The following is an 18,617-nucleotide window of genomic DNA, read 5'->3' on the forward strand; positions in this document are numbered from 1 at the left end:
TATGGCTGAAAATAAAATTGCGCATAAAGTTCCCCCGTCTACGGTTTTCAAAGTTCAGGGTTCTCCTGATGATTATGATTACGTCTTGAAGGGGGCAGACCTTGTGCTGGTGGACAAAAACACCGGTGAGGAACAGGTGTTTCTGTTCGTGGGTAACATCATGAGTCTTGAAGGCCAGGTCAACATGGAGTTTGATGATGGCCAGTCTCTTGCGTCCAATGATATTTTCAGCCGTTCCGAAATGGTGGATATGGACAAGATGGATGATGAAGCTCCCGAATGGGAAGTTGTCATCGATACCAAGGATGAATCCATTTCTGAAGTAAGCCAGCGAGAAGGGAACTCGGATGAACAGAACCTTAATGTTGACCTTCCTTCTCCGGGTAATGAGAACCCTGCTTCCGGTCAGGCTAGTGTCGTCTCAAGTGTTACTGACAGTGTAATCAACAGTCAGGCCGATATGATTGATGAGATCAGCAGTCTGGCCCGTAATGACAGTCTGTCCAGTGAAGTTATTCCTGAGTCTGCCAACCAGAAGTCATCGTCTTCTGATTCGGATACTGAAACGGAAGCCGATGATCCTGACTATTTTCCCGAGAACAGACAGCCTGAGAAAGATGATCCTGATGAAAATGATGATGAAACAGAAGATGAAAAAGAGCTGATTCCCGGACAGATTCACGGGGACGGGACTGTAACCACTCCGACTGTAAAACTTACCGAAGATTCCGACACGGGGGTGGAAGACGACAATACCACAAATCTTGAAAGCCCCTCCTTTACCGGTACTGCTGATGTCGGGGCTCTTGTAACCCTTTATGTTGTGTCCAGTGATGACGGAACCAAGGACCCTAGCAAAGATTTTTCATTAGGCTCTGTCATTGCCCAGTCTGCCGGGGATTCTGAACTTGGAGTATTTACCCTTAATCTTGATGACTATGCTTTCAGTCATTCTGATTATGAGGTCTATGCGGTTTCCACCATGACAAATGCCGATACCGGTGAGGCCGTAACTTCCACGAATTCGAAGACACTTGATCTGACCGTTGACCTTGTAGGCCCGGAGTCTACCACTGTTAATCTGGCCGATTCTTCAGATACCACTGCCGAAGGTGTTGACGATGGAAACGTCTATACCAATGACAACACTCCGGTTTTAAGCGGTAAAGGTGATGCCAGAGGAACCCTGACCATCTATGCTGAAGATGAAAACGGCAATGCGGTTGTGGTCAAGGATGAAGAAGGCAACCCTCTTGTGGATGAAGACGGTAATTATATTCTCGGCACCACGAATGTGTATACCAACGGCTCCTGGGATTTTGTCATTCCGGAAGAACTGGCTGACGGTAAGTACACTTTCAAAGTCGCTGCTGAGGATGTTGCGGGTAACAAGTCTGATTCTACTGTAGCCCTCGAAAATATAGTTGTAAAAACCGAAGGCCCCCAGACGTCTCTTGAGCTTGATTCCGCTTCTGATTCTTACAACGATCATGAACCCGGGTCTCAAACCGATCTGAAAACGAATAAAGAGACAATCACACTCAATGTATCCATGGAAGATGGAACAAGCAGTGACGAAATTTCAACAGTAAAGATCTATAAAAAAGCCGAAGGTGAAGCTGAATATAAACACATCGGCAATGCCACAGATGCTGACGGTGACGGAATCTGGACTTTCGAGGTCGCTGCTGAAGAGATCAGTGACGAAGGCAAGTATGATTTTAAAGCGATCGCCGTGGACGTGGCGGGCAATGAGGAAACCAAAGAAATAAGTGACAACATAATCAGTGTTGAAATCGACCGTACTGGCCCGGAAGATAATCTGGTGGTCGACCTTGTTGACGACAGTGATTCTTCCGGGGAGCTTATCGGTGATAATACTGATGACTATACCAGCGGTGAAGATGACCTTGCGGGCAACAGGGTTCTTAATCTTCAGGTTACCGATGCCGGGTCCGAAGCATGGGTAAAAATATGGGCAGTCCGTGCTGATGGAACTGAAGAGTTGGTGACTGAAGATAAAGCAGACTCAACCGGGACCCTTGCTTTCAGCTATTCCGCAGAAAATCTGGGCTTGAACGGTGCTGAAGTTGTTGAATTCCGTGCTGAAATAATGGATGAGGTGGGAAATATCACCTCCAACACTCTTTCGGTTACGGTTGACCGTGACGCTCCTGACCAAACTTCCATTTCCGTGGACGGCCTTGAAAGTGAGTATCTTACGACCAAAGACGGATTGCAGATTGCCTATGTGAAAGATGCTTCTGTAACCTTGAAGGGACTGCTTAAGGAAAGCGGAGATGATGTAGCTGTCCGGATTTACGATGAGAATGGGGTCGAGGTCGCAAACAGCGCTTCCGATAACGGAGATTTGGGAGATGTTACAATCTCCGAGGATGCAGACGGCAAATATTACTGGACCTGGGACTCTGTAGAACTCACTGACGGTGAGACATACAAGTATTACGCAGAGGTTGAGGATAAGGCCGGTAATGTAAGCTCTGCGTCAGATATTTTTACAATCGAGGCTGATCAGAGTATTTCCGATACTCCGACTGTGAAGCTGGCATCCGCGAGCAACACATACGGCGGTCCGGGAGGAACCAACAGTGACAATGTCACCGGGTTCCTCAAATACGGGGATGGCTCAGAGCGCACAACTCTTGATCTCGAGATAACCGGAAGTCAGGACGAAGAAACAACGCTCGCAGTTTATCTCAAAGTTCCTCAAGGAACGGCAAACGCCGTTGAAATTTCTGCCGGTGTGTACGGAATACTCATTCAGGGCGGAATTGAAGAAGTGGACGGCTCATGGCCCAAGGTGGGATTTGATGCCACCAAGGCCGCCTATGGTGTGGAAATGGGCGAGGTTAATAATCTCGAATTCATTGTCACTTCCACTGATAAAGCCGGTAACGTAAGCACCAACCTTGACGCATCCGGTGACGGTTACAGGATTATCCTTGATGACGCTGACCCTGTCGGGGGTGGAATAACTCTGATTGACGCGGCAAACCTCGGTATTTCCGATACTGACAGGGAGACCAACGCCGGAGAGATCACCCTTGCCGGACAGCTCAATGAAGGTCCCGATGCCGTAACCGTTACCATTTACGATAACGGGGTCAAACTCGGGACCGCTGAGGTAAAAGATGACGGCAGTGGAAATTACAGCTGGTCTTATACCATTGGTGATGATGCTGATTTTGTCACTTATATTTCAGAGGGGGACCATTCTTTTACCGCTGTAATTGAAGATAATGCCGGAAACCAGACCGAACTTCCCGCTTACGATATCACCATAGACCGCCAGATAAGCGATCCTGCATTCGAGCTTGAAACTGACACAGGAGCTGATGCTCACGACTTCCTGACCAGTGGCGATCTTGATTCGGACAACAGTGTTGAAGACGGCAGTCTGACTTTCAGCGGTTCATCCGATGAGGGAGACTTTGTCACTGTTTATATGAAGCAGGGAAGCGGTGCTCCTGTTGCGGTGGGACGCTTCAAGGCAGACTCCGATGACTGGACTTATACCCTCAACAAAGACGGCAGTTTTACCGGAACGAATATAACCGTTGACAATAACTTCACTCCGACTGCGGACATTTCCGCTGACGGCGATTATACTTTTTATGTGGAGACTGTAGACCTCGCAGGAAACAGCAAGTCTACTGATGCTGACGGCAAACGGATTGAGCTTGAGCTGGACCGCACCACCAATGAGATCAGCACCGCGCCCGACCTGACCGATGCCACCGATACCGAGTTCTCCTACACGGACAGTGACGGAAATGCGCAGACCATCGGTGAGGAGAACACCACCAGTTCGTCCACTCTGGAATTTACCGGTTCTGTGGGGGCTGATGCAGCAACGGGCGTGGAAGCAGGTTCCACTGTCACCCTTTATTATGTTGCTTCCGGTCAGGCTGCTGACCCGGCCAATGCAACCAGTGTCGGTTCATACACACTCGGAGCAGGAGCCAACAGCACCACTGACTGGACAATTTCAGCCAATGGCCTGCCCGAGGGTGATTATGACTTTTTCATAACCTACACCGATAAAGCCGGGAATGTTTCCGATCCTTCAACTGTGCAGGCTGTAAGTGTTGATCAAACCGTTCCCATCACCCCGGATATTGAAATAAGCGGCAGTCAGGGCGCAGAATATACACTCGGCGGAGATTCCGGCAACAGGATTTTTACCAATACCCAGACAACAGATTTCAAGGTGGACAATCTTGAAGCCGGAACCACTCTGGTATTCACCGTGGACGGAACTGTTGTGGCTACACATGAAGTGACCGAGGCTGATATCACAGCCGGGGAATATACTTTCAGCCATAATTTCGGTGCTGACGGAGATTACACCGTATCTGTTCAGGCAGCTGATGAAGCGGGCAATGCCTCCGCCTCCAGCGATGAGGTTGAATTTACCCTTGATACCGATCCGGGAACCGTAAATGTATCCGGCCTGAATGACGCTTCCGATACCGATGATACCGGAAACCTAGGTACTGGTACGGATGATTACACCAGCGAAAACCGTCCGACCATTGAAGGTACTGCCGAAGCCGGGGCTACCGTTACGCTCAGTATCGTTAATGATGGTGGTATCGTGGTCAAAACCGTGAACGACATTGCTGTCGATTCCAGCGGAAAATGGAGCTATACCGTTCCTGTTAATGAAAGCGGGCTGCCTGATGATACCTATACAGTTCAGGCTACTGCTACAGACGATGCCGGAAACACCACTCCGCTTGACAGCAGCTACAGTTTCACTGTGGACAGTACTGTCACTGAAGTGGAGTTCAGGCTTTCCGCTGAAGCCGGTAATGATACGGGATTTTCAGACAGTGACGGCTACACTTCCACCCAGCGTCCCGTGTTCAGTTGGGACGATCCCGGTGAAGACCTGACCCTGACCATTACCGTCAATGATGAAAACGGTGATCCCGTTGCCGGGGTAGGTCCGTATACTGTCAATGTTTCCGGCGGTTCTTCCGGAAACTGGACCATGTCCGACTCCCTTGCTGACGGGGCCTATACCGTAGAAGCGACTTTCATGGATAAGGCCGGAAACACGGTTACGGAGAACGGACTGGAAAAGATTTACTCCATTCCGGTGACTGTGGACACCAGTGATCCCGCTCTGACAGACGTAGCTGTAGACGACAGTGTTGACTCCGGCAGGGACGGTGACTGGCTGGTTTCAAGTGACGTGCTCACTGACGGAAGCGGTGTTTTCAATACCCTGTCGGTTGATGGCGGAACAGGAGACACTGTTGTAACCGGACACACCCTCGATGCTGATGAACAGGGCCTGAAACTGACCGGGACATCCGAGCAGGGCAGCAGGGTTACTGTTTATGTGAACGGCCAGCCTGTAGAGGTGGGAACCGAAGATTATCTTACAGTCGGCAACTCCAATGGAACCTGGACTTTTGATCTTTCAGCCCTCACTGTGGATAATGGCGGTTTTGAGAGCTACGTAAACGGCCTTTCTGTCAATACCGTCAAGGTTGTGGTCACTGATCCGGCCGGGAATGAATCTTCTTATGAGAAGGTTCTTAAGCTGGATGAAAATGTTGATGCCGGCGATATCCGTCTGGATGATGATTCCAATACCGGTTCCAAGCAGGACCTGATCACCAGTGTGCAGTCCCCGGAACTTGTCGGAGAGACTGAAGCCGGGGCAGTGGTCCAGCTTTATCTTGAAAATGCAGATGGAAGCAGAACCCTTGTTGAAACCTTTGAAGCAGGTGCTGACGGAAGCTGGTCCTATCAGGTTGCAGAGGATGTTTTTCCCAACGACGGGGACAAGCCTCTGGAAGGCGACTACAATTTCACAATCGAAGTGACGGACGCGGCCGGTAATGTGGACTCCACTACCGAGACCATCACTATCGATTACACACCGCCGGAAATAATCAAGCCGGAAATTGAACTCAGCAATATATCTGATTCCGGTGAACTGGGAGATAACATAACCAACGCGCAGGACCTTACTTTCGAAGGTTCCGCCGATCCCGGTGCGACCGTTGAAATTTATGTCGGCGGTGAACTTAAAGACACCGTAACTGCTGACGGGCATGGAAATTTCACTTCAACAGTAAGTGGTGTAATTGATGGAACGCATTCAGTTTACGCCAAGGCGAAACAGACAATTGACGGACAGGAAGTAAGCTCTGATTCAGATAGTTTTGATCTGACTGTTGACCGTGATGCTCCAGAAGTTCCTACCGTAGTTCTTGACTCCGGAAGTAATACCGAAGGCGGGCCGAGCGGCACGGATGATGATTCATTGACCGGGCTGGTGAAAAAGGCCAGCGGCAGTGACATCACAGAGATGAAACTGAATGTCTCCGGCGATCAGGACAGCACCCTCAGTGTTTACCTGCGCAGTGACAGCGGGCAGGAAGTAACCGTTAACGGAGTTACATTCAAGGGAATCCTTATTGAAAACGTCGAGTATGACGGTTCATGGCCCCAAGTGGATTTCAATGTGGCAGACGCCAGATACGGCATTGACTATGAAGGCAATGTCAATGAACTGGAATTTGTAGTTGTCTCCACTGACAAGGCTGGTAACGCCACCACCAACCTCAGTGCTGATGAAGGTTACAAAATCACTCTTGATGACGCCGATCCTGTGGGCGGTGGTATAACTCTGGTTGATGCTGCCGGATTGGGAATCTCAGATACTGACAGCGAAACCAACGCCGGAGAGATCACCCTTACCGGACAGCTCGATGAAGGCGCGGCCGATGTAAAGGTCACCATTTACGACAATGGCAATCCAGTGGGTGAAGCAACTGTTGTGGATGACGGAAACGGCAACTACAGCTGGTCTTATACCGTTGGTGATGATGCGGATTCTTCCACCTATATTTCAGAAGGTGACCATTCTTTTACCGCTGTAATTGAAGATAATGCCGGAAACCAGACCGAGCTGTCCGCTTACGATATCAGCATAGACCGCCAGATCAGCGATCCGACTTTCGAGCTGGCTACTGATACAGGTGTTTCCGATTCTGACGGAATAACCAGCGGGGATGCGGATTCCGGCAATGCCGTAACTGACGGCAGTCTTACATTCAACGGAACTTCCGATTCCGGTGATACCGTCACCGTATTCATGACCGGGCCCGATGGCACTAAAATTGAGGTGGGCAGTTTCAAGGCCACCTCCGATAACTGGACCTACACCATCAGCCCGGACGGAACAGTTTCCGGTACTGGAATAACCGACAGCACCACCAGTGCGGACTTTGATAATACCAGCATTGCGGCTGACGGCGATTATACTTTTTATGTGGAAACCGAAGATGCTGCCGGAAACACGGCTACAACCGATGCTGACGGCAAGCGGTCCGAGCTTGAGCTGGACCGTACCACCAACGAGGTCAACACCGCACCGGACCTGACCGATGCCACCGATACCGAGTTCTCCTACACGGACAGTGACGGAAATCCGCAGACCATCGGTGATGAGAACAACACCAGCTCGTCCACTCTGGAATTTACCGGTTCTGTGGGGGGGAACGAATCCACAGGAGTGGAAGCAGGCTCCACTGTAACACTCTATTATGTTGCTTCGGGGCAGGCTGCTGACCCGGACAGTGCAACCAGTGTCGGTTCGTACACACTCGGAGCAGGAGCCAACAGCACTACTGACTGGACAATCTCAGCCAACGGCCTGCCCGAGGGTGATTATGACTTTTTCATAACCTACACCGACAGGGCCGGAAACGTTTCCGAGCCTTCGGCTGTTCAGGCGGTAACTGTTGATACTACCGCTCCTGTCACCCCGAACATCGAGATGAGCGGCAGCGAAGGCGCGGATTATACACTCGGCGGAGAATCCGGCAACGACATTTACACCAACACTCAGGCCACGGATTTCAAGGTGGACAATCTTGAAGCCGGAACCACTCTGGTTTTCAGTGTGGGCGGAACCGTGGTGGCTACCCATGAGGTCAGCGAAGCCGATATAGCAGCCGGGAATTACGTCTTCAGCCATACTTTCGGTGCTGACGGTGATTACACCGTATCTGTCCGGGCTGTTGATGAAGCGGGTAATGTCTCCACCTCCAGTGATGAAGTTGAGTTCACTCTTGATACCGCTGCCGAAGCCGTGACTGTTTCCGGTATCGATACCGCTTCCGACTCCGATGATGTTGGAAATCTCGGAACCGATTCTGATGATTACACCAATGACACCCGCCCGAATATTGGAGGTACTGCCGAGGCCGGATCTACGGTGACCCTCAATATTGTTGCCGCTGACGGCACTGTGGTTAGGACGGTCAACAATATCAGCGCCGATGCCGACGGCAGCTGGAACTACGCCATCCCGGACGGTGAAGCAGAGCTCGCTGACGGAACTTACACGGTCAAGGTTACCGCAACCGACTATGCCGGAAATACCACTCCGGAAAACGATGCGTATTCTTTCACCGTTGATACCGAGGTCAATGTTTCCGATTTCAAACTCGAAGGTACTGACGGCACTTCCAGTGCAAATTTCACTTCCGATACGAGTCCTGTTTTCGAGTGGACAGTAGGTGATGAACCTGCGGACAAGCAGCCCACGGCCACAATAACCATTACCGGAACCACCACTGCCGGTGATGCCTACTCAAAAGTATTTACCGTGAACGGGGCTGACTCCCACTACGGAAACTGGCCTCTGCCCGAGGAACTGGCAGACGGAAACTACACAGTAAGCGCATCTTTTGAAGATGCGGCCGGAAACACTGTGTCTCTGGACAGTGTTAATGTAACCGTTGATACCAGCAGCCCCTCTGAAGCTGATGATTACGAAGATCCGAGACTGAGTGCCGATTCGGATACCGGTGAGGCCGGGGACTGGATGGTCAGCAGTCAGGTTCTTGAGAATCAGACCGGAGATGCCAACGATCTTACTATCAACGATTCAACCCAGACTGCCTCGGTAAGTGAACATAATTTTGATGCCAACCGCGGCCTTGAACTGACAGGCAAGGCGGAAGCAGGAAGCTCCGTTGTAGTCTACGTGAACAATCAGCTGGTGCAGTCCGATGGAGCGGATTCCATTACCGTTAATGCTGACGGCACATGGACCTACAACCTTTCGGGACTGACAGTTGATGACGGTCAGGGTAACGGTGGTCTGCTGGAAGCTTATCAGGGCGGAAAGTCCACCAACACCATCAGGGTGGAAATCTCCGACCAGGCGGGTAACACTTCCACCTTCAACGAGTCGCTGGTGGTGGATAAGGACGTTGTTCCAAGCACAATCGACCTCACTGACGAAACCAACAGCGGTTCCACAGGTGATATGGTGACTGATGTTACCAATCCAGTGCTTACCGGAGAGACTGAGGCCGGAGCGGTTGTCCAGATTTTCAACTGGGAAGGTCTTCTTATCGAAACCATACTCGCTGATGAAAACAGCGGTGAATGGACCTCTTCACCCATAACCGACTTTCCTACCCAGGACGGTTCTGTCGTTGACGGAAAATACGAATTTACCGTCAAAGTAACTGACCGCGCGGGTAACGTTTCCGAAAGCTCTGCAACCGTTGAACTTGATTTCACTCCGCCGGAAACCGCCAAGCCGACCCTTGAGCTGACAGACGAGGCCGATACCGGAGTCAAGGGAGATGATACAACCAAGTTGAGCCGGCCCGCATTTGAGGGAACTGCCGATCCTGATGCCACGGTCGATATTTATGTGGACGGAGTAAAGGTTGTCGCTGATGTAGATGTGGATATTAACGGCGAGTTCTCTGTTGATTTCGCATCCCTCGGCCTAGATGCTCTCACCCACGGAGACCATAACGTCTATGCCGTGGCCAAGCTCAGCGACACGGTAACTTCAACCTCCGACATACTGGGGCTGACTGTTGACCTTGTAGCTCCCGACCTGCCTACGGTTGAACTTTCTTCAGGGTCAAACACCACCACAGGTGATGTTCCTGACGGAATTTATTACACAAGTGACAAGACACCGACTCTGCAGGGTAAGGAAGGTGATCCCGGCAGCACTCTGACCATATACTATACCGGTGAAGACGGTATGGAACACGAACTGGGCACAACCACTGTAGTGGGTGACGGTTCGTGGGGCTACACTGTTCCGACCGGACTTGCGGACGGGACTTACAGTTTCCGGGTTACTGCGGTGGATATCGCGGGTAACGAATCTGACCCTAATGCGACCTCCAAGCTTGAGAATGTTGTGGTCAAAACCGATTCTCCCATGACTTCGTTAAGTCTTGATGCCGGTTCGGACAGCTTTGATACTGATGCCGGGGGAACTGATGCGGACAAAGAGACCAATGCCGAAACGATCAAACTCAATGTCGGTATGGCCAATTCGACTGAGCTTGATGATGTCGCTTCTGTAGAGATCTTTAAAGTGGACACAACTGACGGCAGCCGGGTTTCACTTGGACAGGCTACTCTGGTTGACGGAACATGGACTTTTACTGTCGCCAATGAACACATTGCTGATGACGGAACTTACCGTTTCATGGCTGAAGCAACTGATGTGGCCGGAAACGTTGAGGCCCTCTACAGCAATACCTATGAAGACGTTGTAATTGATCGCACCGCACCTGAAACAACTCCGGCGTTTGATCTTGCCGATTCAAGTGACACTGCCGGGGAGACAATCGGCGACAATGCTGATGATTACACTCAGGGTGAAGACAATGGTTCCGGTGGAAAGCAGGTTGTTCTTAACGGAAGCGCGGCCGGGGCTAATGCCTGGGTCGATGTTTATGTTACCCGAGGTGACGGCAGCGAGGTTTTTGTTGAGCGAGTTAAGGCTGACGGGGCGGGTAAATGGACCACCACTTACGACACCACAGCTGTAGGTAAAAGCGGAACCGAAGATCTGGTTTTCCGTGCTGAAATCAGTGATGCAGCAGGTAACACCTCTTCCGGAAATATCACAGTCCACGTAGACCAGACCGCTCCAGTAGCCGCGTCCATCACCATGGATGGTCTTATCGGTGAGGAAAAGGTGGAGGGTTCCGGCAAGGTTGCAACGGTTCAGAATGAGTCAGCCACTCTGACCGGTGAGATCAAGGAAAGCGGCGATGATGTTGTTGTCCGTCTATACCAGCAGAATGCGGACGGTTCATACACTGAAATTGCCAACAGTTCCGACAGCAACGTGGCCCTTGGCGATGTTTCCATCAGTGCCGGGGCTGACGGCAGTTACAATTGGTCCTACGATTACGGCAATCTTGCGGATGGCGATACTTATGTCTTTTACGCGGAAGTTGAGGACAAGGCAGGTAACGTAAGCGTCCGTTCAGATATTTACACCGTCAATTCCGACCGGACTATCGAAGCTCCTGAAATTGTGCTTGACGAGTCCAGCAATACCGCGGGCGGTCCGACCGGAACAACCGATGACCAGCTCACCGGGCTGGTTAAGAACGGTGACGATAAAGTAACCGGGATCAAGCTTAATGTTTCGGGAGACAGCGACTCAACTCTTGATGTCTATCTCAAGGTTGATTCTTCTGCCAGCGGCGCGCAGGAAGTAACCGTTAACGGAGTTACTTTCTATGGCATACTTGTTCAGGGCGGCATCGAAATTAACAACGGTTCCTGGCCGCAGGTTACTTTTGATGTTTCCGATCCCGCTTACGGTGTGGATTACGAAGGCAAAACCAATGACCTGAGTTTTATTGCTGTAGCCACGGACAAGGCTGAAAACGTAGTCAGCACGGAATACTCCATTACTCTTGATGACGAACCTCCGGTTACCGGACCAATTGATCTCGCGGATAGCGATGATAACGGAATTTCCGCTGTCGACAACATCACCAATGCTGAAGAGATTGTTATCAGCGGCCATATTGATGATGAAGATGTCACCGTGGTTGTCTCCGACAATGGAACCGAACTCAGCGGAGATATCACAATCACTGAAGATGCGGTCAACGGCGGCTACAAATGGGAATATACGGTCAAGAATGCCGATCTTGGCGAGGGTGATCATACCTTCACCGCGACAATTCAGGATAATGCTGGCAACACCACTGAGGTGAAAGGCGATGATGCACTCACTGTAAGCATTGACCGCTCCATCTCCACTCCCACTTTTGAACTGGTGACTGATACCGGACGTGTGAATGATGACGGGGTCACCCACGGGGATATGGATCCCGGCAACTCTGTTGCCGATGACAGCCTGAGTTTCAGCGGTACTTCCGATGTCGGCGATATGGTAACCGTCTACATGAAGAACGGTGCGGGATCGCCTGTGGAAGTTGGCCGCTTTACCGCCACCTCCGACAGCTGGACCTACACTCTCAATTCCGATGGTACTTTCAGCGGCGAGGGAATTAATCCTGACTCCAGTTTCAGCCCGACTGCTGATATCGCCACAGACGGTGATTACACCTTTTATGTGGAGACCGCTGATACTGCCGGAAACACCGCCACCACAAACGTGGATGACAAACCCGTTGAAGTCACAATTGACCGTACAACCAACGATCTTTCCGGCAACGATGAAATTGATCTGGCAACAGGTTCCGATTCCGCTTACGCAAACGAAACAGCAGACGGTGACTTTCATACTTCCAGCGGAGATAACGTTACCAATGCCGAGTCTCTTGTCTTCAAGGGCAGTGTAACCGGCGACGGTGTTGAAGCAGGCTCCACCGTAAGACTCTATTATAATGACGGAAGTCAGGACATTCTGGTTGGAACCGCCGTCCTCGGGGAAGGTGATACCGAATGGACCATCACTTCCAGTGCGGACTCCGGCTCCGCCCAGTACATAGCTGAAGGGACACATGATTTCTTCATCCGCTATGAAGACCTTGCGGGGAACATCTCCAACAGTTCCAATCCCCTGTCTGTGACTGTTGACCGTACCCTTCCTTCCACTCCGTCCATTGCCATGGATGGTGTTGAAGGGACCGATTACCATGCGGTAACTCTGGATGGGGAAGATGTTGTTTATACCAACGATGTGGACCGCACTCTGACAATCTCCAACCTTGAGGAAGGAACCTATCTCAATATCAAGGTTAACGGACAGCTGGTAACTCCGGCTCCGCAGGTGGATGGCAGCGGGTCTTATACTTTTGATCCCGTAAGTGTTCTGGGCACTGACGCGGACGGTGAGGAATACACCATAACCGTGACTTCCGTGGATCAGGCCGGAAACGAGTCCGGTGAAGCAAGCTTTTCCTATGTGCTTGATACCAAAGCCGAAGCAGTCAGTGGAGTGGGGCTGGAAAATGCTTCGGACTCCAATGACTCCGGTTCCCTCGGAACCAATTTTGACAACCTGACCAATATTACCACTCCGACCATAGAAGGTAAGGCCGAACCCGGTTCAATCGTTACTTTGCGCATTCTCGATTCCGATGGTGCGCTTGTCAAAAGCATCAGCGGCATAGTGGCTGACGCGGCGACCGGTGAGTGGAGCTACGCCTATGACGGTAATCCCGAACTGACGGACGGCAGATATACTGTTGAGGGAACCGCGACCGATTACGCGGGGAATGAAGCTGTTTTTCCCGCAAGCGGCTCCAGTGCTTACTCTTTCACCATCGATACCACTGTTGCGGATGTTGATTTCAGACTTTCCGACTCATCCGCCGACAATGATACCGGATTTTCCGATTCAGATGGGTACACTTCCAACCAGAACCCTGTTTTCGCCTGGAATGATCCCGGTGAAAAACTGACCATGACGGTCAAGGTCTATGACGATAATGACGGCAGTGCCGATCCCGTCAAGACTTACTCCGTGCTGGTTGCCAAGGGTGAGGACGGAAGCTGGGCCGTTCCCGATGCGCTCGGAGATGGCGAGTACACAGTTACGGCTGAGTTTGAGGATGCCGCAGGTAACAAGATCGAAAATGCTGACGGAAGTACTCGAATCTATTCCGAGAGCATCACAATTGACACCACCCCGCCTGAGCTCAGCGTGGAAGTCTCCAACAATGTTGATTCCGGTGCGGATAATGACTGGTTGATCAGTGGAGAGGTCCTTTCGGACGGAAACGGTCAGGTTAATAAGATTGTAGGCAGCGGAGATAGCTTCACCGTAATCGAAAATAATCTCGGTGCGGCCGAGCGCGGTCTTTCCCTGTCCGGCAGTGCCGAGGCCGGAAACCGTATTTTCGTCTACGTGAACGGTGTACTGATCAGCAATGCTGATACCGATCCTTCCGGCAGTTATCTCACCGTAGCCGAATCAGACGGCAGCTGGACTTTTGACCTTTCCGACTTGACCGTGGGTAACGGACTTGCGGACTATGTTGAAACGAAGTCCACCAACACCGTGCGTGTGGTTGCCGTGGATCAGGCCGGAAACGAGTCCGAGTTCACTGAAACCCTCATTGTGGATAGCGGAGTTGAAGCCGGGCCGATTGAAATTGATTCTACTGACGGTTCAGATACAGGTAATATCGGTGACTATATCACCAGTGATCCCACTCCGACTCTTAAGGGGGAAACCGAGAGCGGAGCGGTTGTTCAGCTTTACAGGGAAAACGGTGACGGAATATCAACCCTTGTCAAAACCGTTGTTGCAGACGGTTCCGGTAAGTGGTCCGTTTCGGTTCCGGAAAGCACTTTTCATAATGCGGACGGAGTTGTTACCGGGGGGGACTATACCTTCCGTATTGATGTAACCGACAAAGCCGGTAACGTGGATTCCTCCTCACAGGATATCCAGCTGTCCTTTGCTCCGGATGAACCGGAAGTCGAATTGGTAAATGACAGTGAGGCCCTGTTTTTCGGAGCTGATACGGACCAGGATTTCGTTACCAATGATGTGGATCCTGAATTCAGGGTGACAGTGGAGGAAAACACAAGACTGGTCATCTGGCGTGATGGTGTTCAGGTCTGGGAGTCTACCGTAGAAGGAGAGGTGGGGACAGCTACAAGCCACACGTTCACCGATATGGGGCTTGCGGGGGGAACTTACGAGTACACCTTTGAAAGCATTGACGGAAACGGCATGAGCAGCACTCATACCCAGAGTGTAACCATTGACCCCGAATATGCGGATGAATCCCTCACCCTTTCAATTGATGACGCTTCGGATACCGGAGATTTCAACCCTGAAGCCGGAGTGATTCTGACCAAGGACGCGACCCCGACTCTCAGCGGTAAGGCGGAACCGGGCAGCCAGACACGTATTTTTGTAAGCGGCAGGGCCGACAGTGCTGGCGAATTGAGTAGTTTTGAGCTCAGTTCCCTTTCAAGCGCTCAGCTTGCCGCACTCTCAGTGGTAGCGGTTGACCAGAACGGCAACTGGACTGTTTCACCCACGATCGGTTCGGACAGTTCAGATGACGGTTACTACCGCATTACCATCATTTCTGAGGACAGAGCCGGTAACGTTCAGACCGAGTCCATTGATATCAAGCTGGATACCACCCCGCCCGATACACCGGATCTCGAAATCACCACCGACCTAGGGGTGGCTTACACCGGAGATCAGCTTGACGGCATTACCGACCTTACACCCCGTTTTGAAGGTGTTGCGGATACAGAGTCAACTGTCCTGACCTATCTCAAGGTAAAGGATGCTGATGGTATCGAGGTGATTTCCACCAAGGTGGATGTGGATGCTGCCTCGGGAGAATGGTCCTATCAGGTGGGCGGAGGCGGAATTGCCGAATGGCTTTCCGGCGGAACCTATACCGCCGAGGTGGTCAGTGAGGATCAGGCCGGAAACATAAGCACTTCTGAAACAATAGCCTTTACCATTGATCAGGATACCGGAGCCGCTCCAACCGTTGGCCTCAAAAGCAGTGATGATACCAATATAGATACCGATGGTATCACCAGTCTGTCGGAAGATCTTCAGCCGGATGGCCAACTAACTCTGACCGGAACGGCAGTGGCTTTCAGCCAGGTCCAGATTATTAACTCCTCAGACACGGTGATCGGTACTGTTACCGCCGGGGAGAACGGAGTCTGGTCATTTGACATAGCCGGAACTCCCGCGGAAGGCAGCTACGATTATAAAGTAAAGTCTCTGTCCAACAACAAGACTTCCGAAACTTTTACTCTTGTGGTGGATAACGACACTCCCGATCCTACAATCGAGCTGTCCAATGACACTGGAACCCTCGATGCGGAACTTACTGACTGGATCACCAGAAATCCGACCCTTACCGGGATAGTGGAGAAAGGAAGCACAGTTGTCATTACCGCAACGGATGTCACTGACCCGACTAAAGTAATGACTGTAACCGTTCCTGCAGATGACCTTATAAAGGATGCGGATGATAATTATCATTATGTTGCCAGTGATTTGTCCGTGCTTGAGGACGGTGAATATTCCATATCGGTGAAAACTACCGATATTGCCGGGAACACCAAAACAGTTGATGCTCCGAACAATCTTGTACTGGACAGCGAACTGGACACCCCGACCACAATAGGTATTGCGGCCGGTGATGATTCACAGCTCAATGATGCGGACGGTAATATAAGGATCGGAAACAATCCTTCGGGAACGGTTATCGCCAAGACAACAGATCTGCACAATTCATACGAAAGTTCGGATTCCGACAAGATCACCAATGTAACCGACCTTACCCTGACCGGAACAGCCGAGGCCGGGGCTCTGGTGTTGATCACCATAAGCCGGGACGGTTCGACTGTTCTGCATAATATTGAGATTACCGCAGATGGTGACGGTAACTGGTCCTATGACCCCGCAAGCGGACTTGGCGAAAATCTGGTTGACGGTAAATATATCGCTACCATCACAGTTCGTGATAAGGCCGGGAACGTAACTTCTGACAATCTTGTGGAAGGCGAGAATACCCTGCACTTCGAGGTTGATGCCCAGGCAACACGGGCGGCTGATTTAAGCCTGTACAGTGATAATGACAACAGGACCAGTGATACCACGCCATCAATAGATCTGTTTGGTGACTCAGGTTCCACCTACATGCTTTATCATAATGTGAACGGAAATTATGTTCTGGTCGGTAACGGCGTGTTCGGCTCATCCGGACACGATGTGTTTACTGTCGGCAGCGCGGATGATCTGTCCGGAACTGCTTCACTTGAAGAAGGCTCACACACCTACAGACTGGTTACGGTGGATGAGGCCGGTAATGTCCAGAACCAGAATTATACTATCGAGGTCGACCTTACCGCTCCCGAGTACGCAAATTCGGTCAGTGTTTCCGATGCCAGTGCTGATTTTGATGATTCCACCAAGGATGTGACGCTCTATACGGATGACAATACCACTGACCTGACTGTGGCCACCAAGATAGGGACATCATTCGTAATTCTCTGCGATATAAACGGTAATGAACTTGACCGGGTGAATGTGAATTCAGCCTCTCAGCAGGCTACTTTCAGTCTTTCGGAAAACAACACCACTCTCAATGACGGCAGTTATGCCTATCTGCTCAAGTTCTATGATGATGTGGGCAACTATGATGAGGACCAGAACGTTACTGTAAATCTGGTTGTCGATACGGTGAACCCTGAGACTTCCATAGATATCAATCCTGATTCGGACCTTGGGTTCAACAAGGAACCCGGTGATGAAATTCTGACCAGCGGTAATACCTTTGTTTTCGAGGGAACCCTCGCGGAACTGGGAATAGATCAGGAGTCGTCAGAGTTTGCAACAGATGTCAGCTACCTGGTTACTGTTACCAACACGACCACAGGCGAAAGCTGGACCTATGATTCAACAGATGTGAACAATCAGGACAGCGAAATATCGGTAGTGGAGAATGATGGAGCGGATACCTACAGTCTCACGTTCTCGGATCCCAACATTTCAGACGGTGACTATACCGTAGAAATTGAGGCCAGTGATCTTGCCGGCAACAAACATGCAAGTTCGGTAGATTTTACCGTGGATAACAATACGCTGGATACACCAGATTTTGAGCTGGTGGATTACGGGAAGTTCTCCATGCTGGAGGGCAATTACAATGTCTCCGACTATGCTGAATCCGACTATGAAGTGAATCTTATTTATCACGATAAGGATGGTTCTGACCCGCTTCATACCGATGTGGGCAATATCAGTGGTGGTTCGGTCCTTGAGGTTGCCAGTGATGCCAATACTGATGCCGACTACCTTGAGGTGAAAGTAACCGATAAAGCGGGTAACGAATCTGAATCCCAGTTTATTGATCTTGACGCCAGCGATCTTGATTATACTGTCAATCTCGGAGCTGAATCAGGCAACGCGGAACAGAATGTAACAGCAAGCCTTTTCGTTGACGCCAATGGAAACGGCATTTTTGATAACGGCGAGCAGTCTGTCTTCAGCAATGAAGCAATCACAGACAACCTGAGGCTTGATTTCTCCTCATTGACTGAGGATGTTGAGTACACTCTCAAAATTGACGGTGACAGCGGATCAACCGAAAATATCAGGTTCACTCTTGATTCCCTCGGTTCAGGGGATGACGGAGATGAAATATTCGTTTCAAACGAAGACAATGAGCAGGATTTCAACGGAACCGAAGACGGTAACGGCGGTGAGGCCGCGGATACTACTTCGGTTGACAATACCGTGGTCGAAGCGGAAGTTCACCACGACCATATTGATTTTAATATTGCCTAGTTGCAAAGTAAGAATAAATTTACGGAGA

Annotated in this window: 1 protein-coding gene; it reads left to right on the forward strand. The window is 50.7% G+C overall.

Annotated features, from left to right (window positions below; all coding sequences use genetic code 11):
- The first annotated feature begins 1 nt into the window (after position 1).
- Complete coding sequence (locus ACZ5PW_RS03590; protein ID WP_464558042.1) at positions 2-18,589, forward strand: Ig-like domain-containing protein; 18,588 nt, start codon at positions 2-4, stop codon at positions 18,587-18,589.
- Positions 18,590-18,617 lie beyond the last annotated feature (28 nt).

The organism is Maridesulfovibrio salinus (assembly GCF_055394525.1).

Excerpts from the sequence above, each read along its gene's own strand:
- ACZ5PW_RS03590 (WP_464558042.1), top strand. The coding sequence starts at position 2 with ATGGCTGAAAATAAAATTGCGCATAAAGTTCCCCCGTCTACGGTTTTC.